Source organism: Candidatus Poriferisodalis sp. (assembly GCF_965204125.1).
GTDB lineage: Bacteria > Actinomycetota > Acidimicrobiia > Acidimicrobiales > Poriferisodalaceae > Poriferisodalis.
Window position 1 is genome coordinate 699,267 of record NZ_OZ241968.1, and the last position, 23,862, is coordinate 723,128.

29 protein-coding genes are annotated in these 23,862 nt (G+C 67.3%); 12 read left to right on the plus strand and 17 right to left on the minus strand.

Translation table 11 applies throughout. The features are described from left to right. Positions 1–89 precede the first annotated feature (89 nt). Entirely contained in the window at positions 90–929 is an 840-nt protein-coding gene (locus ACOGXD_RS03410; protein ID WP_419916522.1) for a DUF429 domain-containing protein, read from the plus strand. A 197-nt stretch (positions 930–1,126) separates the two neighbouring features. Here the strand turns inward: ACOGXD_RS03410 and ACOGXD_RS03415 are convergent, their stop codons facing one another. Next, positions 1,127–1,441, minus strand: a complete 315-nt coding sequence (locus tag ACOGXD_RS03415) for a hypothetical protein (protein ID WP_419916523.1) — start codon at positions 1,439–1,441, stop codon at positions 1,127–1,129. A gap of 68 nt (positions 1,442–1,509) precedes the next feature. Here ACOGXD_RS03415 and ACOGXD_RS03420 point away from each other — a divergent pair, with 68 nt between their 5' ends. From ACOGXD_RS03420 to ACOGXD_RS03440, 5 genes are read left to right on the plus strand one after another with little or no spacing between them, the layout of a single operon-like run. Next, positions 1,510–1,791, plus strand: coding sequence for a hypothetical protein (locus ACOGXD_RS03420; protein ID WP_419916524.1), 282 nt, complete (start codon positions 1,510–1,512; stop codon positions 1,789–1,791). Positions 1,792–1,817: 26 nt separating this feature from the next. After that, positions 1,818–2,711, plus strand: a complete 894-nt coding sequence (locus ACOGXD_RS03425; RefSeq protein ID WP_419916525.1) for an AAA family ATPase — start codon at positions 1,818–1,820, stop codon at positions 2,709–2,711. Then, positions 2,704–3,870, plus strand: a complete 1,167-nt coding sequence (locus ACOGXD_RS03430) for a vWA domain-containing protein (protein WP_419916526.1) — start codon at positions 2,704–2,706, stop codon at positions 3,868–3,870. Before ACOGXD_RS03425 ends, ACOGXD_RS03430 begins: the two co-directional genes overlap by 8 nt. Positions 3,871–3,898: 28 nt before the next feature. Then, complete coding sequence (locus ACOGXD_RS03435) at positions 3,899–4,183, plus strand: hypothetical protein (RefSeq protein WP_419916527.1); 285 nt, start codon at positions 3,899–3,901, stop codon at positions 4,181–4,183. A gap of 10 nt (positions 4,184–4,193) precedes the next feature. After that, positions 4,194–4,649 carry a hypothetical protein gene (locus ACOGXD_RS03440; RefSeq protein ID WP_419855471.1) on the plus strand — a complete coding sequence of 152 codons (456 nt, stop codon included), beginning with the start codon at positions 4,194–4,196 and terminating at the stop codon, positions 4,647–4,649. Positions 4,650–4,659: 10 nt separating this feature from the next. Here ACOGXD_RS03440 and ACOGXD_RS03445 read toward each other — a convergent pair whose 3' ends face one another. Genes ACOGXD_RS03445 through ACOGXD_RS03495 form a run of 11 tightly spaced genes read right to left on the minus strand, consistent with a single transcriptional unit; the run spans position 4,660 to position 11,743 of the window. Then, complete coding sequence (locus tag ACOGXD_RS03445; protein WP_419855470.1) at positions 4,660–5,022, minus strand: hypothetical protein; 363 nt, start codon at positions 5,020–5,022, stop codon at positions 4,660–4,662. Further along, on the minus strand, positions 5,019–5,309 hold the full coding sequence (locus ACOGXD_RS03450) for a hypothetical protein (protein ID WP_323672530.1): 291 nt from the start codon (positions 5,307–5,309) through the stop codon (positions 5,019–5,021). Before ACOGXD_RS03450 ends, ACOGXD_RS03445 begins: the two co-directional genes overlap by 4 nt. A gap of 1 nt (position 5,310) precedes the next feature. Beyond that, positions 5,311–5,589 carry a hypothetical protein gene (locus tag ACOGXD_RS03455; RefSeq protein WP_419855469.1) on the minus strand — a complete coding sequence of 93 codons (279 nt, stop codon included), beginning with the start codon at positions 5,587–5,589 and terminating at the stop codon, positions 5,311–5,313. Positions 5,590–5,602: 13 nt separating this feature from the next. Then, the gene (locus ACOGXD_RS03460) at positions 5,603–5,830 is read right to left on the minus strand and encodes a hypothetical protein (protein ID WP_419855468.1); all 228 of its coding nucleotides are present in this window, start codon (positions 5,828–5,830) and stop codon (positions 5,603–5,605) included. A gap of 11 nt (positions 5,831–5,841) precedes the next feature. Continuing rightward, positions 5,842–6,093 carry a hypothetical protein gene (locus tag ACOGXD_RS03465; protein WP_419916528.1) on the minus strand — a complete coding sequence of 84 codons (252 nt, stop codon included), beginning with the start codon at positions 6,091–6,093 and terminating at the stop codon, positions 5,842–5,844. Positions 6,094–6,103: 10 nt separating this feature from the next. Then, complete coding sequence (locus ACOGXD_RS03470; protein ID WP_419855466.1) at positions 6,104–6,688, minus strand: SRPBCC family protein; 585 nt, start codon at positions 6,686–6,688, stop codon at positions 6,104–6,106. Continuing rightward, on the minus strand, positions 6,688–7,647 hold the full coding sequence (locus tag ACOGXD_RS03475; protein WP_419916529.1) for an XdhC family protein: 960 nt from the start codon (positions 7,645–7,647) through the stop codon (positions 6,688–6,690). Before ACOGXD_RS03475 ends, ACOGXD_RS03470 begins: the two co-directional genes overlap by 1 nt. Further along, entirely contained in the window at positions 7,644–10,058 is a 2,415-nt protein-coding gene (locus tag ACOGXD_RS03480; protein WP_419916530.1) for an aerobic carbon-monoxide dehydrogenase large subunit, read from the minus strand. Before ACOGXD_RS03480 ends, ACOGXD_RS03475 begins: the two co-directional genes overlap by 4 nt. Further along, a complete protein-coding gene (locus ACOGXD_RS03485) occupies positions 10,027–10,608 on the minus strand; it encodes a (2Fe-2S)-binding protein (RefSeq protein ID WP_419916531.1) in 582 nt (193 codons plus the stop codon). The genes ACOGXD_RS03480 and ACOGXD_RS03485 overlap by 32 nt, the downstream gene beginning before the upstream one ends. Position 10,609: 1 nt before the next feature. Further along, a complete protein-coding gene (locus tag ACOGXD_RS03490; RefSeq protein WP_419916532.1) occupies positions 10,610–11,485 on the minus strand; it encodes an FAD binding domain-containing protein in 876 nt (291 codons plus the stop codon). Between the two features lie 3 nt (positions 11,486–11,488). After that, a complete protein-coding gene (locus ACOGXD_RS03495) occupies positions 11,489–11,743 on the minus strand; it encodes a hypothetical protein (RefSeq protein WP_419855461.1) in 255 nt (84 codons plus the stop codon). Between the two features lie 148 nt (positions 11,744–11,891). On the opposite strand from ACOGXD_RS03495, the gene ACOGXD_RS03500 reads away from it, so the two are divergent. The 4 genes from ACOGXD_RS03500 to ACOGXD_RS03515 all read left to right on the plus strand — a co-directional run bounded on the left by ACOGXD_RS03500 (position 11,892) and on the right by ACOGXD_RS03515 (position 15,872). Beyond that, complete coding sequence (locus tag ACOGXD_RS03500) at positions 11,892–12,398, plus strand: DUF2269 family protein (RefSeq protein ID WP_419916533.1); 507 nt, start codon at positions 11,892–11,894, stop codon at positions 12,396–12,398. Positions 12,399–12,447: 49 nt separating this feature from the next. Further along, positions 12,448–13,503, plus strand: coding sequence for an isocitrate/isopropylmalate dehydrogenase family protein (locus ACOGXD_RS03505; protein WP_419916534.1), 1,056 nt, complete (start codon positions 12,448–12,450; stop codon positions 13,501–13,503). A 66-nt stretch (positions 13,504–13,569) separates the two neighbouring features. Beyond that, positions 13,570–14,700 carry an Ldh family oxidoreductase gene (locus ACOGXD_RS03510; protein WP_419916535.1) on the plus strand — a complete coding sequence of 377 codons (1,131 nt, stop codon included), beginning with the start codon at positions 13,570–13,572 and terminating at the stop codon, positions 14,698–14,700. Then, the gene (locus ACOGXD_RS03515) at positions 14,697–15,872 is read left to right on the plus strand and encodes an acyl-CoA dehydrogenase family protein (protein WP_419916536.1); all 1,176 of its coding nucleotides are present in this window, start codon (positions 14,697–14,699) and stop codon (positions 15,870–15,872) included. Before ACOGXD_RS03510 ends, ACOGXD_RS03515 begins: the two co-directional genes overlap by 4 nt. Before the next feature lie 18 nt (positions 15,873–15,890). On the opposite strand, the gene ACOGXD_RS03520 is transcribed toward ACOGXD_RS03515, so the two are convergent. The 5 genes from ACOGXD_RS03520 to ACOGXD_RS03540 all read right to left on the minus strand — a co-directional run bounded on the left by ACOGXD_RS03520 (position 15,891) and on the right by ACOGXD_RS03540 (position 21,455). Further along, on the minus strand, positions 15,891–17,564 hold the full coding sequence (locus ACOGXD_RS03520; RefSeq protein WP_419916537.1) for a thiamine pyrophosphate-binding protein: 1,674 nt from the start codon (positions 17,562–17,564) through the stop codon (positions 15,891–15,893). A 122-nt stretch (positions 17,565–17,686) separates the two neighbouring features. Beyond that, positions 17,687–18,271 carry a DUF4389 domain-containing protein gene (locus ACOGXD_RS03525; RefSeq protein WP_419916538.1) on the minus strand — a complete coding sequence of 195 codons (585 nt, stop codon included), beginning with the start codon at positions 18,269–18,271 and terminating at the stop codon, positions 17,687–17,689. A 66-nt stretch (positions 18,272–18,337) separates the two neighbouring features. After that, positions 18,338–18,880 (minus strand): DUF4389 domain-containing protein, encoded by a 543-nt coding sequence (locus ACOGXD_RS03530; RefSeq protein ID WP_419916539.1) that lies wholly within the window; start codon positions 18,878–18,880, stop codon positions 18,338–18,340. A gap of 102 nt (positions 18,881–18,982) precedes the next feature. Beyond that, positions 18,983–19,834, minus strand: a complete 852-nt coding sequence (locus ACOGXD_RS03535) for a phytanoyl-CoA dioxygenase family protein (RefSeq protein WP_419916540.1) — start codon at positions 19,832–19,834, stop codon at positions 18,983–18,985. A gap of 37 nt (positions 19,835–19,871) precedes the next feature. After that, positions 19,872–21,455, minus strand: a complete 1,584-nt coding sequence (locus ACOGXD_RS03540; protein WP_419916541.1) for an FMN-binding glutamate synthase family protein — start codon at positions 21,453–21,455, stop codon at positions 19,872–19,874. Positions 21,456–21,505: 50 nt separating this feature from the next. Between ACOGXD_RS03540 and ACOGXD_RS03545 the strand changes: the two genes are divergently transcribed. Continuing rightward, positions 21,506–22,600: a sucrase ferredoxin gene (locus ACOGXD_RS03545; protein ID WP_419916542.1), complete on the plus strand. Its 1,095-nt coding sequence runs from the start codon at positions 21,506–21,508 to the stop codon at positions 22,598–22,600. Continuing rightward, positions 22,597–23,820: a CaiB/BaiF CoA transferase family protein gene (locus ACOGXD_RS03550; RefSeq protein WP_419916543.1), complete on the plus strand. Its 1,224-nt coding sequence runs from the start codon at positions 22,597–22,599 to the stop codon at positions 23,818–23,820. Before ACOGXD_RS03545 ends, ACOGXD_RS03550 begins: the two co-directional genes overlap by 4 nt. Positions 23,821–23,862 lie beyond the last annotated feature (42 nt).

The window sequence follows — 23,862 nt, forward strand, 5'->3', positions numbered from 1 at the left end:
CCGGGGTCCCCCGAGATTACGTCCCAAGCACGGGCCACGGCCCGCTCTTGCTGTTAACTGCGAAGCGGTCGAGCGCGAGCGGGGAACCGATGACGAGGCAGGCACTCAGCGACAACGACACCAGCGCGGCGCGAGTTGCAGGCGTGGACGGTGCGGCCGGCGGGTGGGTCATGGCAGTGACAGGAGCGATAGACGGCTCGCCGGTCGAGTTCTCGCTGTGGGACTCGTTCGCCGAACTCTGGGCGGAGGCGCAACGGCATTCCCTCCTGGCCGTGGGCGTCGACATGCCGATCGGGTTGCCGTCAGATGCCAAACGTCGAGCCGATATCGACGCCCGCAAACTGCTTGGACGGCGGCGCTCCTCGCTGTTCTGGCCCCCGCCGGTCGCCGCATTGGCTGCAAACGACTACGTCGAGGCCAATCGCACTTCCCGGGAACAGCTGGACATGGGCCTCGCCAAGCAGGCGTACAACCTGCTTCCAAAGATCCGCGAAGTCCGGTCCGTGCTGACACCCGCGGATTTTGAAGGCACTGCAGTACCACAAGCAGCAGAAGTGCATCCTGAACTCTGCTTCGCCGTGATGGCCGCCGTACCCCGCTCAGCGGCTGTACCAGATAGCCGGGGCAACCAGTCCTCGGGCGGCGAGGAGTCGATTCCGTCGGCACCGCTGATGCACCCGAAGCGCCGCCAAGCGGGCATTGCCGAGCGTTTGGCTCTGCTTCGCACGTGTTTTGCCGGAATCACCGAGTCGGCAGTTCTCAGCCCGCTGGCCGGCCCGCCGCACCCTGGGATCGATGATCTGCTCGATGCCACGGCAGCAGCCTGGACCGCCCGCCGAATCGTCGCAGGCCAGGCGGCCCAACTCGGCGCTGTCGACGGATGCATCGAGGCCGACATTGCCGGCCACCCGCTGACCATCGTTGTGTGAACAACGGATGAACTCGAAGCCACTAAGGGTCATCGGTGCGGTCGCTCGTAGGCCACAGCCGCAGAGCCTCTTGCGGACCGTCCCATTCGAAGCGGAATTGCCGGAGGACATCAAGTCCGATCACCATGTCTTCACCCAAGTCGGGGACTCTGGCCGCTACGAGCACGATCAGTGATCCCGATGCGGCCGGCTCGGTGTCAGATGCCTGCTGGCCGAATGTAGATCGGCTCGTCAACCTTCACGACTCGCTTCACGCAGAAGCGTCGATGCTCGGGATCGAGATAGCCCGCGTTGATGGCGTCCCACTGGTCGTCAAAGACAGAGAGTTCCGGCACCAAGCGCGAACCTCGGTCGAGGAGGAGCGCCCAGCGGCCCTCATGCTCGGCGACAATCCTTGCCCGGAGCCACTCGAACCGGCGCTCGAGCCGTACCAGTACCGGATCCAGCAACGGGTCCGGTGACATCCCTCCCAGACGAAGCTGCCGCGATTGATCCTCGGACGCGGGGTGCACCTCTGCATCATCGCACAGGGGGTCTCACGCTTACTCGGAATTATTGATCGACGGCTACTATCGGGGCGGTGACATCGACTGATCCGGCGCCTGCGCAGGCAGACGCCGGCGCCGAACCGCAGCCCGTCCTGACCGATGTCTGGCAGGGAGACGACGACGCCGGCTTCGACGCTGAGCGCAGCAACGTCAAGATCTGCCGCAACGCGCGCCATTTCACCTTCGACGGCTTTGCTGACGGCGACGAGGACATCGCCACGTCGTGGCGGAAGCTGCTCGAGAGCGAGGGTAAGTCATCGCCCGACGGCGGCTCGTTGCGCGATCTGGTCCTCGGTCCCACATCTGGGGACTGAGGCCGGCGGCGTCCCGGGCTCGAACGGTGAGCGAACAGCCCCGCAACGAGACACCGGCGAGCGTTGCCGACCTCCAGGCACAGTTTCGAGCAGCCGGGTACCTCGCGAGCCGAGGCCTGGCCACCGCAACGCTCATCGGAATGCGGTTGGGCCGGCCGATCCTGCTCGAAGGCGAGGTCGGGGTCGGCAAGACCGAGATGGCCAAGTGCCTCGCGGAGATCGGCAAGCGAGAGCTGATCCGCCTGCAGTGCTACGAGGGCATCGACACCCACCAAGCGCTCTACGAGTGGGACTACGCGCGGCAGATGCTGCACGTCAGGGCGCTGTCGGAGAGCGAGCTGACCGACGCCGACGCGGTCAGCGGGCTGTACGGCCCTGACTTCCTCATCGAGCGGCCGCTGCTGTCGGCGATCAAGGCCGGCAGCAGTGCAGTGCTGCTCATCGACGAGATCGACCGTGCCGACGACGAGTTCGAGGCGTTCCTGCTGGAGCTGCTGTCGGACTTCCAGATCACGATCCCCGAGATCGGCACCGTCACCGCGGACAGCCGGCCGATGGTGGTGCTGACCTCGAATCGCACACGGGAACTGCACGACGCCCTCAAGCGCCGATGCCTCTACCACTGGATCGGCTACCCCAGCTTCGAGGAGGAGATCGAGATCGTGCGCCTGCGTGCGCCCGGCGCTGTCGGGAGCCTCGCCCGCAAAGTCGTCGCCGCAGTGCAGCGACTGCGTGACATGGACTTGGCCAAACCGCCGGGCGTCGCCGAGACGCTGGACTGGGTCGACGCGCTGGGCCTGCTGGGTACCGACGATCTCGATGCTGCGGCCGCAACCGACACGATCGGTGCGGTCATCAAGGACCGCGACGACCTCGAACTGGTCGAAGCCGAACTGGACAGGGTTGTCGCCGATGCCTGAAGGCGTGCCTGCGCCCGGAGACGACACTGACCCAGCTTCGGCGGAATTCATGGCGAGGCTCGTGGGCTTTGGTCATGCGCTGCGAGACGAGGGACTTCCCGTCGGCTCCGACGACGTCGTCACGTTCTGCTCGGCGGTTTCAGAACTCACGCCGAGCGATCTCGAAGATGTCTACTGGGGTGGCCGGACGACACTGATCCATCGCCGGGACCACCTGCCGCTCTACGACGAGGTGTTCCGCCGGTACTTCCTGGGACACCCGGCCCCAACCGCTCCCGAGCCCGTGCCGACAGAGCCGATCTCACAGGGTCTCAGCGGCACGCTGAACGTGCCGGACAGCGAGCCCGGCGGCCAAACGGGTGACGACCGGCCGATGGTGCTCGGGCGTCAGGCGTCCGGCGTCGATATTCAGCGCGACAAGCGCTTTGCCGAGTGCACGCCCGGCGAGCTGGCTGCGCTGCGGCGGATCATTGCGCAAGTCCGGCTCGAACCGCCCCGGCGCCGCACCAGGCGCCGTCGGCGGGATCCGTCTGGGGCGCGTCTCGATATCCGCCGGATGGCCCGAGACGCTATGCGGCTCAGCCATGCGGCCCCTGTTCTGCATCGCCTGACGCGAGCGGAGCGGGCCCGCCCGCTGGTGCTGATTCTCGACGTCTCGGGATCGATGGCGGATCACTCCCGCAACCTGCTGCAGTTCGCGTACTCGATGCGCCGGGCAGCCCAGAAGGTGGAGGTGTTCTGCTTCGGCACCCGGCTGACGCGCATCACCCCAGCGCTCGACCGACGTAAGCCCGACGACGCTATTAAGCTGGCTGCCGAGCGCGTGCTGGACTGGGACGGCGGCACCCAGATCGGCGCTTCGCTGGACAGCTTCATCCGCAGGTGGGGTCGCAAGGGGCTCAGCCGGGGGGCCACCGTCATCATCTGCTCCGACGGGCTGGACCGGGGCGAGCCTGCAGCCCTGGCAAGCGCAATGGAACGCCTGAGCCGGCTCTGCCATCGGATCGTCTGGATGAACCCGCTCGCCAGCGACGATGTCGAGACACTGCCGAACACGCTCGGCATGATGGCCGCCGGTCCGTTCATCGACAGCCTCGAGTCGGGCCATGATCTGGCCAGCTTGGAGCGCTTCGCCCGCAGGCTGCCTCACGTCGGCTGAAGCGGATACGAACGATGGAATGCCGACGGTGAGCAAGTGGAGCGTTTCCATCCAGGCTGAAGGCGATCGGCCCGTCGAGCTGGACGAAGTGGTGGCCCTGGCCGATGCTGTCGCACCGCTCGAAGGCATCGCATCCGGCGTTGGTGCGATGGCCTACGGCGCCCAGATCGTTGTGGAGGCTGAAACCTCCGACCAAGCCGTCGAAGCGGCCATGGCGGCGTTCGCTGCTGCCGTCGAGACAGCAGACCTTCCGGCTTGGCCGATGACCCGAGCCGAAGTCATCGGCGAGGACGAGTTGGAGTTCGACGAGTGACGCGGCCCCAATGATTCGGCTCGGCTCGCTTGCCGGTTACCCCTTCGAGGGACCACGGGTGCTCGGCGGCTGGACGCCGCCGGCAAGTGCAGCCGTGTTCGCGATCCTGTACCGGGCCGACCCCGACGGCAAGCCGTACGACTACGCCGTGCTCGATGTCGATCACGCGGACAACCTGGCTGCAGCGGGGCTGCCGTTCGGCCATCCCCGCGCCAAGTGCTGGGAGCGGCGCGCCGGAAACAAGTGGAACCTCCACATCTGCACCTATGAGGTGCCGGGCGGGCTGCGCTCACATCGCGAGCAGATCGTCCAGGAGCTGGTTGCCATTTACCGGCCCGGCTGCGCGCCTGACCAGTTCGACCAAGTGTGGGAGGACGAGTGGATCGGTAGCTACCGGGCCCCCACCGCAGGCCCGCTCACCACGACGCGAGACCCCAGCGGTTCGACTGGGCCAGACTCAAGCTGATTGCTGGCGGCTATTCGGGGTGATAGCCGACTGCTTCGTGAAGCCGGCTGCGGCGCGTACCCATCGCAGGCCGGGCCGAGGACGGCTCGCGAGGCTCGGGTTCAGGCTCGTACGTGGCGCCGGTCACGATGCCTTCGGCCATGCCGTACAGCAACGGCAATGCGCCCGCGATGACGCCGGCCGTGTTGTTGATGCGCTCGACGCCCGGCTCGACAGCCTCGGCGTCGGATTTGATCTTCCACACGATCTGCGAGCACTCCTCGAGCAGGCCGGCGATCCGGGTGAGCTGGCTGCCCACCACGAACAGGTAGAACGCGAGCCCGGCTATGAACAGGCCGATCAGGATGACCGAGAGAACTACGAGTGTCGTCATGAGCGCACCTTGTCGAGTACTCGGCCCAGGAACAGGTGGTGTTCGAGGCCTTCGGTCAGCACCGCGTCGACCCCGTCGGCGGTCTCGGCGATCAGGGCGGTGTCAGACGTGTTGGCGGCGGCTCGCTCGAGCGTGCCTTTGATGGTCTCCACCCGGCGCTCGATCGTGCGCACCAGCAGCACCAGCATGGTGAGCAGCACCACCACGGCCACGATCACCACGAAGCCGCCGATGATGACACCCCACCACAGGTTCTCCTGGGTGTCAGTGAGAGCCAGCAGGTTCATGTCAGCCTCCTAACCGGTTGCGGCCGCGTTTGAGGCCGTCGACGATCACCGTTGCAGCTGCGATCGTCGTGTTCAGTTCCCCGAGCGCCGCCGTATTTGTGACGGCGTCTTCCAGTCCGTCGTTGATCTCGGTGGCTCGATTGCCGATCGAACGGGCCAGCACGAGGATCGGCACGACGAGGGCGACCACTGCGATCACCACGACGATGCCGATGACGATGCCGATGACCCATCCCGTAGTGGATCCGGCGTCCGAACTCTGGGCGAGCAACTGCAGCATGGCGGCGCCTCCCTCAGATCGATTCGCAGAAGTCGTGGACGGGCATCAGCGTCGAGTTGACCGACGGCAGCACAGTGGGCACCGTCGAGGTCTGTTCGGCGATGACACGAACGCCGCCGGCCACTTGGGTGAGCGTGCGGTGCACCGCCACCAAATGCAGTACCACCCGCAGCAGGCCCACCGCGGCCGCCAGGATGATCAAGCCGCCGATAATGACGGTGACCCAGGCAACAACAGGCATCACGTCCCCTTTCAGCCCAGGAGCTTCCCGACCGAACCGGCGTAGCGGACCGCACCGTCCGCCACTTCTTCGATCGTCTCGTCAGTGGTTGCGAGCAAGTCCTGCGTGGTGTCGAGCTCGCCGATGATCCCCACGCCGCCGGCCAGGATGTCGTCGCTGGCCTTGCGAATGCGCTCGATCGCGGCGAGCACCCGGTTCAGCAGCGCGAGCGCAACCGGCACGACCACCAGGAGCAGTATCAGGTTTCCTATCCACCAGAGCACGAGCGCCTCCTCACACGGCCTCGGGTCGGTACGGAAGGGCAAGCCGGCGCACGACGCGGGCGAGACCCATTCCCGCGGCACGCAGACCGATGGCGACGCCACCGGCGGCTTGAACCTGTTCGACTTGGTCTGGATCGCGCCCCTCCGCGATGGCAGCGAGCCGGTTCTGGACGTTGGCGGCAAAGTCGTTCAGCAGCACCGCGGTGATGTCGCCCACCAGGCCACGCCCATACTGAGCTGCGGGCCCGGACAGCTGCAGGTCCATGGCCACCTCCACGCTCGTGCCGCCTGCGGCCGCAGCGAGGCTGGCATTGAGCTCGAGCGTGGCTTGGCCCCGGCCCTTGCGATCGGCGCCGCTGGCAGCGACGGAGATCGTCCGGTTCTCCTCGTCCCGCTGCGTGATCTCGGCACCGCCGTCGAAGTCGAGCTTGATGGGGCCGAGGCCGATGGACACGGTGCCGCCGTAGCGGTCGTCGCCCAGCTCGGTGGTCAGCTCCGTGCCGGGCAGGCATGCGGCGACCTGCGGCACGTCGCCGAAGAAGTTCCACACAGCCTCCAGCGGCTGCGCGACCTGGAACTGGTTGGTGATCTGCATCAGGCGACTCCCCGCTCGCGTGCCAAGGTTGTGCGGCACCCCGCACAGCAGAAGTAGAAGACCTCGTCGCCGATCTGCAGCGACGGCGTCGCCGGATCGACCTGGACGGTCATGCCGCAAACAGGGTCGACAGCCGCCGGCGTCGCTGACGCTTGGGCGCTGGCTGTCGCTGCGAACGCACCCTGGGCACGGAGCTGCACCAGCTCGGCCAGGATCGACACTGCGACTTCCTTGTGCGAGGTGCTGCCGAGATCCAGGCCGGCGGGAGCTCTCAGTGCGCCGAGCTGGGTTTCTCCCAGGCCTTGATCTGCGAGCACGGCCCGGACGCTGCGGCCTCGTCGAGCCGACGAGACCAGGCCCACGTACGCCGGATCGGCCTTGAACGCAGCGGCCAGTACATCCTCATCGCCGTGTCCTTGGGTGGCAACCACCACCATCGACTGCGGCGTGAGCAGCCCCTCGCTGAATTCGGCGCGGTCGACCAGCTCGACACGCCAGTCGAGCTGGGCGGCCAGAACCGACAGGGTGGTCGCCATGGGCGAGCTTCCGACGATCACGAGGTGCAGTGCGGCCACGACGGGCTCCAAGTAGATCTGCAGGGCGCCTTCGCTCTGACACGACATCGGCACCGCAGTGGTGCCCTGGGGCAGGTCGCCGAATCGGTCGCTCGCACCGAGCGCCAGCAGGCGCGGCGTGCCCGCTTCGAGCGTGGCGATGGCCTCGCGGATGAACACCGGCTCGGCGCAGGCGCCGCCGATCCACCCATACATCTCGCCCGCGGCCGTGTAGATGGCGCGAGAACCGCGCTGCCCCGATGTCGGACCCTCGCGCCAGACAACCGTGGCCAGCACGAATGCCTCGCCGCTGCGGGCGAGCTCGGTGGCGCGCTCGAGCACGCCCCAGCCCTCGACCGCCCCTTGTCCGAGGGCCCGGTGCCCGACGAGTCCGGAGCTGCTCATGGCTCGGTGCGTACCGGCGGAGCGCCGGAGACATCGTGGCCCTGCGTGATGGCCTCATGCACCCGATCGGGCAGCAGCGGCATGTCGATATTGCGCACACCGCTGTCGCCGATGGCGTCGATCACCGCGTTGACGAATGCCGCTGGGCCGCCCACGGTGGCGCACTCCCCGATGCCCTTCGCACCGATGGGATGGTGGGGGCAGGGGGTCACCACCTCGTGGAGTTCGAAGCCCGGTGTCTCCCATGCGGTCGGCAGCAGGTAGTCCATGTAGTTGGAGCCGATGCAGTTGCCGTCCTCGTCGAAGGTGATGAACTGCATGTTGGCCATGGCGTAGGCCTCGGTGAGCCCGCCCATGATCTGGCCCTCGACGATCATGGGGTTGATGCGCACGCCGCAGTCGTCCACCGCCACCACCCGCAGGACGTCCCACACGCCGGTCTCGGGATCCACCTCGACGGTCGCGATGTAGCAGGCGAACGGCCAGGTCAGATTCGGCGGGTCGTAGTAGGCGTTGTTCTCCAGGCCTGGCTCCATGCCGTCGGGCATGTTGCTGTAGGCGGCGATCGCGCATTCCTGGATCGTCACGCCTCGGTCAGGTGCGCCGCGCACCGAGAACCTGCCCAGCTCCCATTCGATGTCCTCTTCGGACACCTCCAGCAGGTGCGCGGCGATCTTGCGGGCCTTGGCGCGGATCTTGCGCGACACCATGGCCACCGCCGCCCCGGCCACCGGCGTGCTGCGTGACGCGTAGGTGCCCATACCGAACGGGGCCGTGTCGGTATCGCCCTCTTCGACCAAAACATCCTCGGCAGGAATGCCGAGTTCGTGGGCGACGATCTGCGCCCAAGTGGTCTCGTGGCCTTGGCCCTGTGTCTTGGCGCCGGTGCGCAGCAGCGCCTTGCCGGTCATGTGGACCTTCAGCTCTGCCGAGTCGAACATCTTGATGCCCAAGATGTCGTACTCCCGGCTGTTGCCCGCCCCGAGGGGCTCGGTCATGGTCGAGATGCCGATGCCCAGCAGCCGGCCCCGCTGGCGCGCCTCCTCCTTCTGGCGCAGGAAGTCCTCGTAGCCGATCGCTTCGAGCCCGAGGTCGAGGCATTTGCCGTACTGGCCCGAGTCGGTCAGGAACCCCCAGGGCGTGCGATGGGGGAAGTCGTCGTCGCGCACCAGGTTGATGCGGCGGAACTCGGCCTGGTCCATGCCCAGGTCGGCGGCGGCCGCCTGCACCATGCGCTCCTGGAAGTACATAGCCTCGGTGACCCGGAATGAGCAGCGATACGCGACGCCGCCGGGTGCCTTGTTGGTGTAGACGCCTTGGGCTGTGAGATGCGCGGCGGGAATGTCGTAACAGCTGAAGGCCGAGTGCATCAGGCCGATCTTGAACTTGCTCGGCTGGGCATCGGAGAAGAAGGCGCCGTGGTCGGAGTCGGTGTGCATCCGCACGCCGAGAATGCGGCCGTCGTTGCGCAGCGCCATCTCGCCCTTGAGGTAGATGTCGCGGCCGAACCCCGTCGAGATGAGGTTGCCGCTCTTGTCCTCGATCCACTTGACCGGGCACTCAAGCAGGATCGACGCCAGGATCGACACGACATAGCCCGGGTACACCGGCACCTTGTTCCCGAATCCGCCGCCGAGGTCGGGGGACACGATGCGGATCATGTGCTCGGGCAGCTCGGCTACCAGGGCCACCGCGGCGCGGATGATGTGCGGCGCCTGGGTGGTCATGTACACGGTGAGCTTCGAGGTCGCCCGGTTGAAATCGGCGATCGAGCCGCACGCCTCGATGGGCGACGGGTGCGAGCGCGGGTAGTGCATGTCGATGGTCGAGACCACATCGGCCTGCGCGAAGGCCCGATCGGTGCCCTCACGGTCGCCGACCTCCCAGTCGAACACGACGTTGGAGTCCTGGCCGGTCTTGTCGTCGCGGATCAGCGGCGCGCCGGGTGCCTTTGCCTGGGTCGGGTTGACGATGGGCGGCAGCGGTTCGTAGTCGACCACGATCGCCTCGCAGCCGTCCTTTGCGATGTAGGGGTCGTCGGCGACGACGCAGGCCACTTCCTGGCCCTGGAACCGGACCTTGTCGGTGGCGAGGACGGCTTGGGTGTCGTATGACAGCGTCGGCATCCAGGCCAGGTTCCGGGCGGCCAGCATGTCGCCGGTGAGCACCATGCGAACGCCGGGAATGGCCCAGGCAGCACTGACGTCAATGGAGCGGATGCGGGCGTGAGCCAGCGGGCTGCGCAGGATCTCCATGTGCAGCATCCCGGGCAGGGCGATGTCGTCGATGTAGTTGCCCTTGCCGCGGATGAAGCGGTTGTCCTCCACCCGCCGCCGGCTGGCTCCGAGGCCGCCGATCTTGATCTCGTCGAGCGCCATCTCAGCCCTCCCCGCCTGCGTCATCGCCTGCATCGTCCGCACCGTCGCTCTCAACGTTGGCGCCTAGCTTCTCGGCCGCCCACATCACGGCCTTGACGATGTTCTGGTAGCCGGTGCAGCGGCAGAGATTCCCCGACAGCGCCCAGCGGATCTCGTCCTCGCTGGGGTTCGGGTTCTCTTCCAGCAACGCCTTCGCGGCGAGCATCATGCCCGGGGTGCAGAAACCGCACTGCAGGCCGTGCTCGTCTTTGAAGCCCTCCTGGATCGGATGCAGCTCGCTCGCCGTCGCCAGGCCTTCGACGGTGAGCACCTCGTGGCCGTCGGCCTGGACGGCGAACATCGTGCAGCTCTTGACGGGCACACCGTCGTACAGCACGGTGCATGCGCCGCAGTTGGTCGTGTCGCAACCGGTGTGAGTTCCCGTCAGCCGGAAGCCGTTGCGCAGCAGGTGCGCCAGCAACAGCCGCGGCTCCACGTCGGCCGCACGCCGCTCGCCGTTGACGGTCAGCTCCACACGGCGAACCGGCACTGCGTCACCGGCGCCGCCGTCGCTCGGACGGACCTCTTCGAACAATGTGCTCATGTCAGGCCGCCTCTTGTTCTGATCGCTGGATCTGAGCCCCGATGCGCCGCACGAAGGTGGCGACGACGTGGCGCTTGTAATCGGCGCTTCCCCGGTGGTCAGAGCGTGGCTGAGCCGCCTCGGCCGCGAGCTGGGCTGCCGCGTCGACGGCATCCGAATCGAGCGCCGTGCCGACCAGCGCCGCTGCGGCGTCGGAGGCGTTGATGGTGGCAGGCCCGACAGCGGTGAGCCCAATGCCCGCACGCGCAACGCTGCCGCCCGACATCTCCACCGAGACCGCGACGCCGACGGTGGCGAAGTCACCGACCCGACGTTCGAGCTTGAGATAGCCACCTGCCCGGGCGCCGCGTGCTGCGGGAATCACTGCCTCGACGGCGATCTCGTCGGGAGCGAGCACCGTCTGGAACGGGCCGTCGATGAGATCGGCCACCTGAATGCTCCGGCGCCCATTCGGGCCTTGAGCCACGATGGCGCCTTCCAGCGACACCATGACCGAGGCCCAGTCGCCTTGCGGGTCGGCGTGACACACCGAGCCCACGAGCGTCCCCCGTGTGCGCACCAACGGGTCGGCCACGACGGGGGCCGCCGCAGCGATGGTCGGTTGGGCATCGGCGAGCGCAGCGGATTTCTCGAGATCAGCGTGCCGGCACAGCGCCCCGATGCGATAGGTGCCGTCGGGATCGGACCGGTGGTGGTCGAGGCCGCCGATGCCGTTGATGTCCACGATCATCGCGGGCGCCGCGAATCGCAGCTTCATCATCGGGATGAGGCTCTGGCCGCCCGCCAGGATCTTTGCCTCGCCGTCTGCTGCGGCGAGCATCGCTACTGCCTCGGCGACGGTCGAGGGCGCTTCGTAGCGGAAGCGAGATGGATACATGCGTCAGCCCCCTGTCGACGGCCCGCCAGGACCTTGCGGATCCGGCACAGCTCGCGGCAACGACTCGGCGTCGGGATCGGGACGTCGCTCTTGGTGTGGCGGCCATGGTCCCTGAACTGGCTGACCAGCGACTTTGAGATAGTCGATGATCTGAGGCCAGGCCCAGATCGTCGGGCTCGCACCTTCCTTGGGCGCACCCTCGATGACCTCGTACAGCCTCGGGTTGCCTGCGCTATGGCCTGATGACTCGATCGGCATGGATACCCCTTCCCCCGGAGATCCGGCCGTGTCTCTGCGGCACAGCGAACTTACCACTGCCCGTCGCGGCGCTCCGAACGAACTCACCAGCCACGCCGGTTGTGCTCCCGCGGCGGCATCTGTGCCTTTGGCGGCGATACTCGCGGGCATGGCACTTGGTATCGGCGATTCCCTGGTGGCGGCCAACTTCAACTCGGGCTGGTACCAAACCGTGCTGGTCGTCCACCTCGTCAGTGCGGTGGTGGGATTCGGCGGCAGCGCCTTGGGCACCGTCATGCTGAGACGGGCATGGGCTGATGGTCCTGACGCTGCAGCTGCTGTACGGCGGGCGTTCGAGTTCGCGTCGAACCGGTTGACGGACATGGCGGCGTACCTCGCCGGGATCGCCGGCGTGGTGGCGGTGCTCGTCGATGACCGCTGGACGTTCCGGCAGGGCTGGGTCACGACGGCGTTCATCTTGTACTTCGTCTGGTTGGGAATCGCTCACGGCGCACTGCGGCCGACCAGCTCCAAGCTCGCCGACGCCATGGACGGGGGACCCGAACGGTCCGGCGATGCGGAACGGCTGCGCAAGCGGGCCGAACTCTGGTCGATGGCAAGCAATCTGGTAATCGTGGCCGCCATTGCCGTGATGGTCACCAAGCCAGGCTTGTGAACCCCGGCGCCCACGCGGGTTTCGGCCCTGACGCGTAGCGTCGGCGCGCATGATCGAGCAGCGGCGGCACCGGGTGTGCGTGATTCCGGGTGACGATGCGGCGCCCGAAGCGATGGCTGCCTCGCTGCGCGTGCTGGATGCGCTGGACCTGCCCATCGACTGGGACCACGTGCCGGTGGGCGACGAGCTCACAGCGCTCACGCCCGACGAGCGGGAAGCGCTGGTCGGCGAGCGCATCGATGCCGCCGACACGGTGCTTTTCGGATCGTCGAACGGCACCACGCCGGGTGCGGGCTTCATGCGTTGGGGCAAACGCACCTACGCCAACGTGCGACCGGTGCGCTGGCGGCCTGGCTATGCCTCGCCGCTGGCCCGGCCTGAGGGGATCGATTACGTAATCGTCAGGGAGAACCTCGAGGACATGTATGTCGGCGTCATGGGCCCAGCGCAGCGGCTGCTCGATGCGGGTTTGACCGAGGGCCGTTCTCGCGTCCCGCCCGATGCCGCCAACGGGCGCTTCGCGGCGAAGATCATCACCCGTCCCGGCACCGAACAGGTCACCCGCTTCGCCGCCGAGCTGGCGCTGAGCCGGGGCGGCAAGCTGACCGTCTCGGCCAAGACGAACATGCTTCCTGCCACCGACAGGTGGTTCTGCGACATCGCTCGGGAGGTGACGCAGGAGTACCCCGGCCTGGAATACGAACAGTTCATCATCGATGACATGGCGCACCGGCTGGTGGTGCGGCCCCACGAGCTCGACGTGCTGCTGCTGCCGAACCTGTACGGCGACATCCTGTCCGACCAGGGCGCCGGCACGATCGGTGGCATGGGCCTGGCGCCGTCGGGCTGTTACGGCGACGACTGGGCGTATTTCGAATCGGCCCACGGCACAGCGCCCGATATCGCCGGGCGGGGCATCATCAACCCGACCGCCACGCTGGAGTCAGCGGAGATGATGTTGCGCTACCTGGGACTCGACGCCCCGGCTGACCGTCTCGATCGGGCGCTGGCACATGTCTATGAAAAAGGAGAGCGCGTGACGCCGGACCAGGGCGGCACTGCGGGCACAGAGGACTTCGCCACCGCCGTCGTCGACGAGCTGTAGCGGTCATACAGCGCGGCTGCGGGTAGAAACACGCATCGAAACCAGCGGAGGGGTGAGCGACCGGACATGAGCGACCAAAGCGCACGCAACGAGACACTGCCGCGGGGAATACCTGACGACCGGCCCGCAGACGGCGACGACAGCGCGCCGGTGTCGTATCGCCTGGATGAGCTTCGGCCCTGGGGCATAGCGGCATACGTGGCAGCCGGCATGGCTGCCGACGACGCGGCGACCGTCGTCGACAACCAGCTCTGGTCGGACCGGCGCGGTGTCGACACGCACGGCTTCCAGCGGGTGAGCTGGTACGTGAACTGGTTCCGCGACGGCACCACCGACCCGACAGCGCAGTGCGAGATCGTCACCCGGACGCCATCAGTGCTGGTCGCCGATGGGCACCACGGTCTCGGCCAGCTCGTGATCACCCGGTTCATGGAGCAGCTCATTGACGCCGCCCGAGAGAGCGGGCTGGTGGTCGGCGTGATCCGCAATTCCAACGACTGGGGCTGCGGCGCGAACTACCCGTACCAGGCCGCCGAGGCCGGATTCGTCTGCTACGGCACCACCACGTCGGTGCCGAACCTGGCACCGTTCGGCAGCCGCCGGAAGCTGTTCGGCAACAACCCGATCGTGTGGACGTTCCCCCGCCGCGCCCAGCCGCCGATCGTGCTCGACATGGCCATCACGCCCGTGGCGCTCGGCAAGGTGCTGCGGGCCCGCTCCGAGGGCTCGGAGATCCCGGTGGAGTGGGGATTCCTGGACCGCGACGGCAACCCCACGGTCGATCCCGACGTGGCGATGCGCGGCATCGTGCCGGCGATCGGCGGCTACAAGGGCATCGGCATGATCACCGCCTCGAACATCGCAGCAGGAATCCTGGGCGGCTCGGCCCACACCGGCGATGTGGCCGTGGGGCGGCGGGGGCAGTTCTTCCTGCTGATGGATCCGGGTGTGTTCCGCGACCGCGAGGGCTACTACGACGACATCGAGGACATGGTCGCCCAGATCCGCGCGGCCGGCGAAGAGGACGTGCTGCCGGGCCAGACCGTGTACCTGCCGGGCGAGCTCGAACAACTTGAGATGGACCGGCGGACTGCGGCTGGCACCGTCAGCTACCCCGCGTCGGTCGTCCGGTCACTGGGCCGTGTCGGCGACGAGCTGGGCGTGCCGTTCGAATGCGAGCCGGCGACGTCGATATGAGCGACAAGATGCTGGCGCTGGCGGCGGAGTGGATTCCGACGCTGCGGGAGCGCAGCGTCGAGATCGACTCGTTGCGACAGCTGCCGCAGGATCTGGCCGAGGCGCTGGCGGCCGACGGCTTCTACCGGACGCTGGTGCCGCCCGAACTGGGCGGGTTGGGGCTTCCACCGGCGGTGGTCGCTGAGATCGGCGAAGTGCTCGCCAGAGGCAACGCCTCGGCAGCGTGGTGCACGTTCATCGGCGCAACCTCGCAGATCATGTTCGCCGCGCTCGAGCCAGCCCAGCTCGCAGAGTTGCTGGAGAACCCCGATGTCATCACGGCCGGCGTTTTCGCACACTCGGGGACAGCCACGGCTGCACCCGGGCCTGACGGCGCCGACGGGTACATGGTGAGCGGGCGCTGGGCATGGGCCTCGGGTTCGCACAACGCGGCGTGGATCTCCGCAGGCGTGCAGATCGTCGATGGCAATGCAGCTGATCGCGCTGGCGACGGCCCCCAGCCGGCGCTCGGCCGGGCGTTCTTCCGGCCCGACGACATCGAGCTGCACGACGACTGGTACACCAGCGGGCTGCGCGGTTCGGGTTCGAGCACGTTCGAGGCTCACAATGTCTGGCTGCCTGCATCGCGCATCGCCTACGAGCGCTCGATTCTGAAGTCGTCGTACGCTGCCGAGCCGCTGTACCGCATGCCGCTGTTCGGCCTGCTGGCGCTGCCCATCGGCGCGATCGCGCTGGGGATGGCCCGGGCGAGCGTGGACGAAGTGATTGACGTCGCCAGGTCGAAGGTGCCCCAAGGGTCGCGTCGCACCCTGGGTGAGCGGCCCGCACTGCACTCCGCAGTAGCGGTGGCAGACACTGAGGTGCGGGCGGCTCGGACGCTGCTGTACACGTGCATCGATGCCGCGTGGGAGCGCGCGCAGCACGGCTTGTCCGATTTGGAACTGCGCCGTGACCTGCGCACAGCAACCACCCATGCAATGCAGACCAGCCTGCGAGTGATCAGCTCGATGAACTCGGCCGTCGGCGGCACGGCGGTGTTCGAAGCATCGCCATTACAGCGTCACCTGCGCGACGCCCAGACGGCCTCGGCTCACTTCATGGTCGCGATGCCGGTGATGGAATTGGCCGGCCGCACCTTCTTCGACCCCGACGCCGACACCTCCGGCCTGTAGAACGTCGGCCAGCAGCGCTCAGTCGTCGCGGCGGCGCTGGTGCGCGGGAAGCGGGAATGTGATCGGGATGAGCGCGGTTTGGTCGATGTCGATCAGCGACGGTCCCACCGGGCCTGATTCGCCGCTGGCACGGGCAACCGCATCGCCGAAGGCAGTTTCGAACTCGGCCACGCTGCGCACGCGCCGGGCCGGCACGCTCATGGCCTCAGCCACAGCGACGAAGTCGATGCCGCCGATCTCGGTGCCGTGGTGCTCGTCCCATAGGGCGTCCTGGATGATGCGCAGCACGCCGTAGCCGCCGTCGTTGAACACGCACACGATGACGGGCAGGCCGTGCTCGGCGAGCGTCGAGATCTCCCCCACCGACAGCATCAGTCCGCCGTCGCCCTGGATCACGACGGTCGGCTGGCCGGTGGCGAGCGCCGCACCCACAGCCATCGGCACGCCGGGGCCGATGGCGGCATTGGCGGCCCGGATCGACGTGCGCGGCGCCACGATCGGCAGCAGCCGGTTGCCCCACATGTAGCCGGGCACAGTGGTGTCACGGACGATGCGGGCCTCATCGGGAAGCAATCGGCGGATCGCGTCGCAGATCGCCGCGTGGTCAGACCCGATCTCGTCGCGCATCGCCTCCATGTCGGACGAGCGATGCTTGCGGGCCCGCTCGACGTAGCCGTCGTCGATGGTGGGCGCGCCGTCGCCCAGCCGTTCGAGCAGCCCGGCCAGGCTGAGCTTCGCGTCCCCCACGACGGCCAGCGACGCCGGGTAGTTGAGACCGATCACGCCAGGGTCAGCGTCGAGGTGGATCAGCTCGTCGGGCAAGCGCAGCGCCCACACCCGGGTTGCGTAGTTCTGGAAGCGGGTGCCCACGGCCAGCAGCAGGTCAGCCTCGGCAAAGACGTCGGCCATCTGGGGGCGGTCCGAACGGAAGCCCAGCGACAGCGGGTGCAGTTCGCTCAGGGCACTGCGGCCCTCGATCGTCGTCACCACCGGCGCACCGAGCCGCTCGGCCAGCGCAGTGAGCTCAGCCGAGGCGTCGGCGCTGACGACGCCGCCGCCCGCCCAGATGAGAGGTCGCTGCGCCGCAGCCAATCGCTCGGCCGCATCGTCGAGCAGCGCAGCGTCAGGCCGCAGACGTGACACCTCGGGAGATCCCGAGATCGGCCCATCGCCGACCTTGGCGTACTGGAAATCGATCGGGATCTCCACAGCGCCGGGCTGAGGACGGCCGGTGCGGATGTCGTCGGCGACGCGGGCGACCTCGGCAGAGATCTCGCCGGGATACCGCACCGACGCCACACTGCGACACACCGAGCGCAGCATGTCGACCTGCTGATCGTTCTCGTGCAGGAAGCCCTTCCCTTTGCCATAAAACCGTGACTCCGTCTGGCCGGTCACCATCAGCACGGCCGAACTGGTGAACGACGCCTCGTAGAGGCCGGGCACAGCATTGGCGGCGCCGGGGCCGGTGGAGGTGAGCAGCACGCCCATCTCTCCGGTGGCGCGGTAGTAGGCATCCGCAGCATGTGCAGCCGCCTGCTCGTGGCGGACCTTGACGACCTCGATGTCGTCGCGCACCGACAGCGCCTCATACATCGGCAGGTTGTGCACGCTGACGATCCCGAACACGTGCCGCACGCCCAGGCGCGCCAGCGTCGCCGCGACGGCCTCGCCCCCGGTCATTTCACTCATGGCAGTCACTCACCTCGGGCCTCGCTCATCGCACGCACGGTAGCCCTGCGGTGGCGCCAGCCGCCCGGCGTGCAGCACGGCGCGGATTCGGCGCCGATGCCGACCGCCGCCGGTCTGATGGATCAGGCGTCGAGGCTGAACGGCGGGTACTGATCGGTCAGCAGGTGCAGATACGCGTTCATGCGCAGGTTCACGCCAAACCACGAGACGACCCACCCGCGCATTCCGTCGGGCCATCGGCCGGTGAACAGCACTGCGAAGAAGCCGAGCACGACCAGAACCGCTGTGATGAGACCGGTGATCGCAGTGAACACCACGGCCGGAATCACCAAGATCAGCCGGAACGCAACCGTGAGCCGGTTGCGGTCGGTCAGCTGAGGCTCGATGTCGACAGCGACCGGAGTGCCTCCGGGCTCGGGTGCAGACATGTCGAACTCGAACGGCGGGTAGCGCTCGTGCAGAAAGTCGAAGTAGGCGTACAGCCGGATGCTGTAGCGGAGGTACATCGACTGGAAGTCCGCCAGGCCCTTGGGCAGCCTGCCGGTGAACACGATGGCGATCCAGCCGAACACGTTGAGCAGCCACGCGATGTGCTGCAGGATCTCGAAGATGATCAGGTGCGGAATCAGCAGCAGCCAGTGCACCAAGGGTCGCCAGTTGGCGATCCGCTCCGATGACTCGACGGTGACAGAAGCCGGGTAAGCCATGCCGCCGAACCTACTTGGAGGCTCGGATCAGTCCGGGCATCGCCCGGCGAAGGGCGGGGGTTGGGCCTATTCGGCGGTGCTGAAGGGCGGGTACTTGTCGGTCAGCATGTAGATGAAGGTCAGGTAGCGCGCGTGGACCCGGTAGAACCCGATCACCAAATCGCGCATGCCTGCAGGCCAGCGGCCGGTGAACAGGATGATGAAGTAGGCGATCGTCACCACTGCGACGACGAGATACGAGTAGACGGTGACGAAAACGATCTGCGGTAACCCGTAGATCGGACGGAACAGTGCTGCCAGACGATTGCGGTTCCCCGGCTCCACTTCGACATTCACCGCCACCGGCGAACCGCCCGGATCCTCTGCCGACGAAGGGAATTCAAACGGCGGGTACTGATCGTGGATGATGTGCACGAACGACAGCACACGGGGGTAGTAGCGGATGTACATCACCTGGAAGCTCGCGATGCCTGCAGGCACCTTGCCGGTGATGACGACCGCGAGCATGGTCAAGACCGCGAGCAGCCAAGCCACAACGTGGAACACGGCGAGTATCACGAAGTGCGGGATCAGCATGATCCAGTGGACCAATGGACGCCAATTCGCCACGCGCTCTGAAGGTTGGACGGTAAGGGACGCTGGATAGTCCATACCCCGAACCTACTCGCACCTCAGCCGGCACCCGTGACCCATTCCGGCACGGCGGCTGTACTACGCGGCGACGAGCGGGAACTTGTCGTTGTCGCCGGGATACTCGCCGGCGATTGATGTCGTGTCGTCGTCGCCCACGATGGGATCGCACCCCGCATGGGGGTACCACAGCGCGTCGTCGCCGAGCCAGCGGGTGGACAGTGCCACGCGCCGGTGGTCGCCGGCATTGCCCGGCGAGCCGTGGATGATCCACGACGAGAAGAACAGCGCATCTCCGGGCTCGACGTCGAACCCGATGATGTCGTACGCGGCCCGGTCGGCCTCCACGTCGGGCATCTTCTCGCCCTCGAAATCAGCCATGAAGCCCTTCTTGCCGTCGAACGACTCGGGTGCGTAGTAGGCGTCCCAGCTATGCGAGCCACGCACGAACTCGAGCGAGCTCTCGGCCACGGTCACCGGTGTCATCGCCACCCACGCCGAGCAGATCTGCTTGCCCAAGAAGGGCCAGTAGGGGATGTCCTGGTGCCACGGCGTGGGGTTGGCGGTCCGCGGTTCTTTGATGAGCAGGTGGTCGAAGTAGAAGCGGGCCGTATTCGAACCCATCAGCGCCGCGGCCATCTGCGCCATGCCCGAGTTGAAGACGAAATCACCGATGACCGGGTCGATCTCCCACCGGTACCGGCTCGTGAACAGCCGGTTCTCCGGCGCTCCTGGATTTGTGTCTGACACCCACTTGCCGGGCTCGCGCAACTGCTGGTCGGCCACGTCGAGCACCCGTTCGACCCACCCGTCCGACACCGCACGAGTCACCTTCACCACGCCGTCTGCCGCGAACACCGCCTTGTGCTCGTCGGTGATGCGCTCGGCGGCGTGCGAGCTGGCCTGGATCGGGTGGCCATATGGGCGGCTCATGGCTCCTCCTCGACGAGAACGCCTGCGCTGGATGCGACTAGGCAGCGTCTGCTGACGAATCCGATGCGAGAGAGTCTGCCAGCGCTTCGGCGTCGGTCTGCGCGCCGTCGGCAGTACGGGCGCTCACTGCCTCCAGCAGGCCGGCGATGCGGGCTGGACTGTGAGTGCGCTCGGGGGTCACGCCGAAGGCGTGGTGGGCAGGAATGAGATCGCCGAAGGGGCTCACCACGTTGACGTTGTCGCCCCCGATCAGGCCCGGATGCTCGACTCCGCAGGCATCGGCCAGCCTGAACAGCTCCTTGCGCAACCCGATGACGTAGTTCGCGAGCCGCACGCTCTTGAGCGTGGGGTCGAGGCCACGAGAGAGCCAGTTGTTCTGCGTCGCCACGCCGGTGGGGCAATGGTCGGTGTGGCAGCGCTGCGCCTGGATGCAGCCGATCGCCATCATCGGCTCACGCGCCACACCGATCATGTCGACACCGATGTTGAACGCCAGCGCCGACGGGGCCGGAAAGCCGAGCTTGGCCGAGCCGATCATCACGATCTCGTCGGTCAGGCCAGCCTCGCCGAAGGCACGGTGCACGACCCCGAACGCCCGCCAGAACGGCAACGCCACGTGATCGGTGAACACCAGCGGCCCAGCACCCGTACCGCCCTCGGCGCCGTCCACCGTCACGAAATCGGGCCCCCTGCGAGTCTCGGCCATGTGCTGGGCCAACTCGGTCCAGAACGCCTCCTGGCCTACCGCTGATTTGATGCCCACCGGCAAACCGGTCGCAGCGGCCACTTCCTCTACGAAGTCCACCAGCTCGGCGACGCTGCCGAATGCGGAATGGCGGCTGGGGCTCACTACGTCTTTGCCGACCGGGACGCCGCGCGCCTCTGCTATCTCGGGGCTCACCTTTGCCGCGGGCAGCAATCCCCCGACACCGGGCTTCGCCCCCTGGGACAGCTTCACTTCGATGGAGCGAACCGGCGCCCCCTCGACGGTCTGCAGCAGGCGGTCCATCGAGAAAGTGCCGTCGGGGTTCCTGCACCCGAAGTAGCCGGTTCCCATCTGGAAGACCAGGTCGCCGCCGCTGCGGTGGTACTTCGAGATGCCGCCCTCGCCCGTGTTGTGCATGCAGCCAGCCATCTTCGCCCCACGGTTGAGCGCCTCGATCGCCGTGCCGGACAGCGAGCCGAAGCTCATTGCCGAGACGTTCACAATCGAAGCCGGGCGGAACGCCTTGGCCCGGCCGCTCCACGCGCCCATGACCTTGCCGCACGGCAGCGGGGCATCGGCTGGCACGGTGCGGCCCAGCGGGAACGGACTGTGACGGAACGTGATGTGACCGGGCTTGTCGATCTCGTCATCGGTGCCGAAGCCGAAGTACGTGTTCTGCTCTTTGGCTGTCGAGTACACCCAGCGTCGCTCGTCACGGTTGAACGGCCGCTCTTCCTCGTTGTGGGCGACGATGTACTGGCGCAGCTCCGGGCCGATCTTCTCCAGCAGGAATCGGAGATGGCCGATGACCGGGTACGTGCGCAGGATCGAGTGCCGCTTCTGAATGCTGTCGTGAATGAAGGTCAGCACCAGAAGCGCCCCGATGACGATCAGCCCCCACAGCCACCACGGCACGACCCGAACCTACCGCGGCCTGGTCGGGCAGAGATTCCTATGCTGGCCCGGTGGCATCGGTACCCGACGCAGCGGCGCTCACACCTGCGCCGCCCGGCTCTCCAGCGATGCCGCCGCTCGAGGCCGACGTGCTGGCGTTGCTGCCCGCCGCCGAGGACGCACCGCGATGCTCGGCGCACGCGGCTGCCATCGGCACCGATCCCGGCGGCACCGCAATCTCCGCCGATGCCGTGGCACTGGTGGAAACGCCGCTGCCCTGGCCGAAGCCGGTGTTCGCGAGCGGCTTGCTCGAGGGCTTCACGCCCGTGATGGAGCTGAACGCAGGACTGACCCGAGTGCTGGCCGTGGTACCGCCGCACGAGCGCGGTGCGCACGACAAGGTTCCTGTCGTGCTGCACTGGCGTGCCGGAGCGGGCACGCGATCGGCGTACTTCGACGCCGACGGCCCCGAAGGACTCCGCCAGCTCTTCGCCCATCTTGGGGACCAATCGCCTGCAGACCCGGTACCGAACGGGGCAGCGTTCGCTTCGGTTGGCTACGCCGAGAACGAGCGGGCCGTACTCATCTGCACTCAAGGCAGCCATGACGTGTGCTGCGGCAGCGAGGGCACACGTCTGGCGGCCGACTTCGAAGCCGTGTTGCGCGCCTACCGCGATGCAGACGTCAACGAGCCCTACGCCGGTGCTCCCACGGCAGGCGGACGGGTGGCCGTGTACCGCGTCAGCCACACCGGAGGCCACCGATTCGCTCCGACGGCGATGACGCTGCCCGACGGCCGCATGTGGGCCGGCATCGAAGCAGGCGAGATCGCCACGATCTTGGACCAAACCGCCGACGCAACTGCCATGGCATCGCGCTGCCGGGGATGGTGGGGTGCGCCGACAGGGCCCGCACAGGTGGCCGAGCGTGCGGTATTCGCACAGGTCGGCTGGCCGCTCGAGCACATAGCTCGCCAGGTCCGCTTTCGGCCTTCGGGAACCGGCTGGGACGTCGATGTCGTGGCGGCTGAGGCTGAACGAGCATGGAGGGTGTCGGTGGAGGCCGGCCGGACCGTACCGACCATCGCGTGCCGGGCGCTCGGCGGTCTCCCCGCCAAGCCCGCGACAGAATTCACAGTCACCGATATCTGGGAGACATCGAAATGACATCACCGCTGGAGGGCATCCGCGTCGTCGAGTTCGCCAATTTCGCTGCCGCGCCGTCGGCCGTGGCGATCATGGCCGACCTCGGGGCGGAGGTGATCAAGGTGGAAGCCATCGGCGGCGACCCGATTCGCGGGCTGATGAAGCAGGCCAAGGTGCCCGAGGGTGCACACAACCCCGACGTTGCCTTCCAGTTCATCAACCGCGGCAAGCAATCGATCCAGCTCAATCTGGAAGACCCCGACGGCTCAGCGATTGCGCGGCGCCTGGTAGCGGCTTCCGATGTCGTAGTCATGAACCTGCTGCCCGAGCGCCGTGATCGCTTCGGCCTGGGCACCGACGACCTGCTGGCGCTGAAGCCCGACCTGGTCATCGGCGTGCTGTCGGGCTACGGCGAAGTGGGAGACGAGATCGACCGGCCGGGCTACGACGTGACGGCCTTCTTCTCGCGATCAGGCTTGTACGGCGCCTCGACGCCTCCCGGAGGCGCCCCGCCGCACGCCCGGCCAGGCCAAGGCGACCACACCACGAGCCTGGCCTTCTTCGGCGCGATCATGGCCGGGCTGCGGGCCCGGGATGTGACCGGCGAGGGACAGATCGTGGAGTCCTCGCTGCTGCGGACGGCGACATGGACCATCGCCATCGACATGGCCACTTCGCTGGTGGACGGTCGCCCCAACACGGAGCGTCCTCGCGAGAGCGGCCTGTCGCCCATGCTCGAAGCCTTCGAGTGCGCCGACGGGCGCTGGCTGCACTTCACAATGCCCGACACCGGCGACGCGTGGGAGCGCTTCTGCAAAGCCATCGAGCGCGAGGACCTGCTGTCCAATCCCGACTACCAGACCGGACGGCAGCGCTTTCGGTCAATGCGCGCGCTGCTTGCCGACATCGACGACACCCTCAAGTCACAGCCGTCCGAATACTGGATGCCTCGGCTGGATGAGCACCGCTGCATCTGGGCGCCGATCAACGACACGGCGCAAGCAGCGCAGGATCCGCAGGTGCGCGCAACCGGCGCCTTCGAGACCATTCACCACCCCGAGGCCGGCGACTTCGAGACGATCGCCGCGCCGTTCCGCATGCACAACTCCCCCGACGTGGGCGTGCGCGGCCCCGCGCCACGAGCCGGTGAGCACACCGCCGCCCTGCTGGGCGACCTGCTCGGCCTCGACGAGAGCGAGATCACCAACCTGGCCGAACGCGGCGTTATCGCGTCGGACTGAACGCCTCTCGACGATTCGCCGGTAGTCGACAGCCGGTCGACC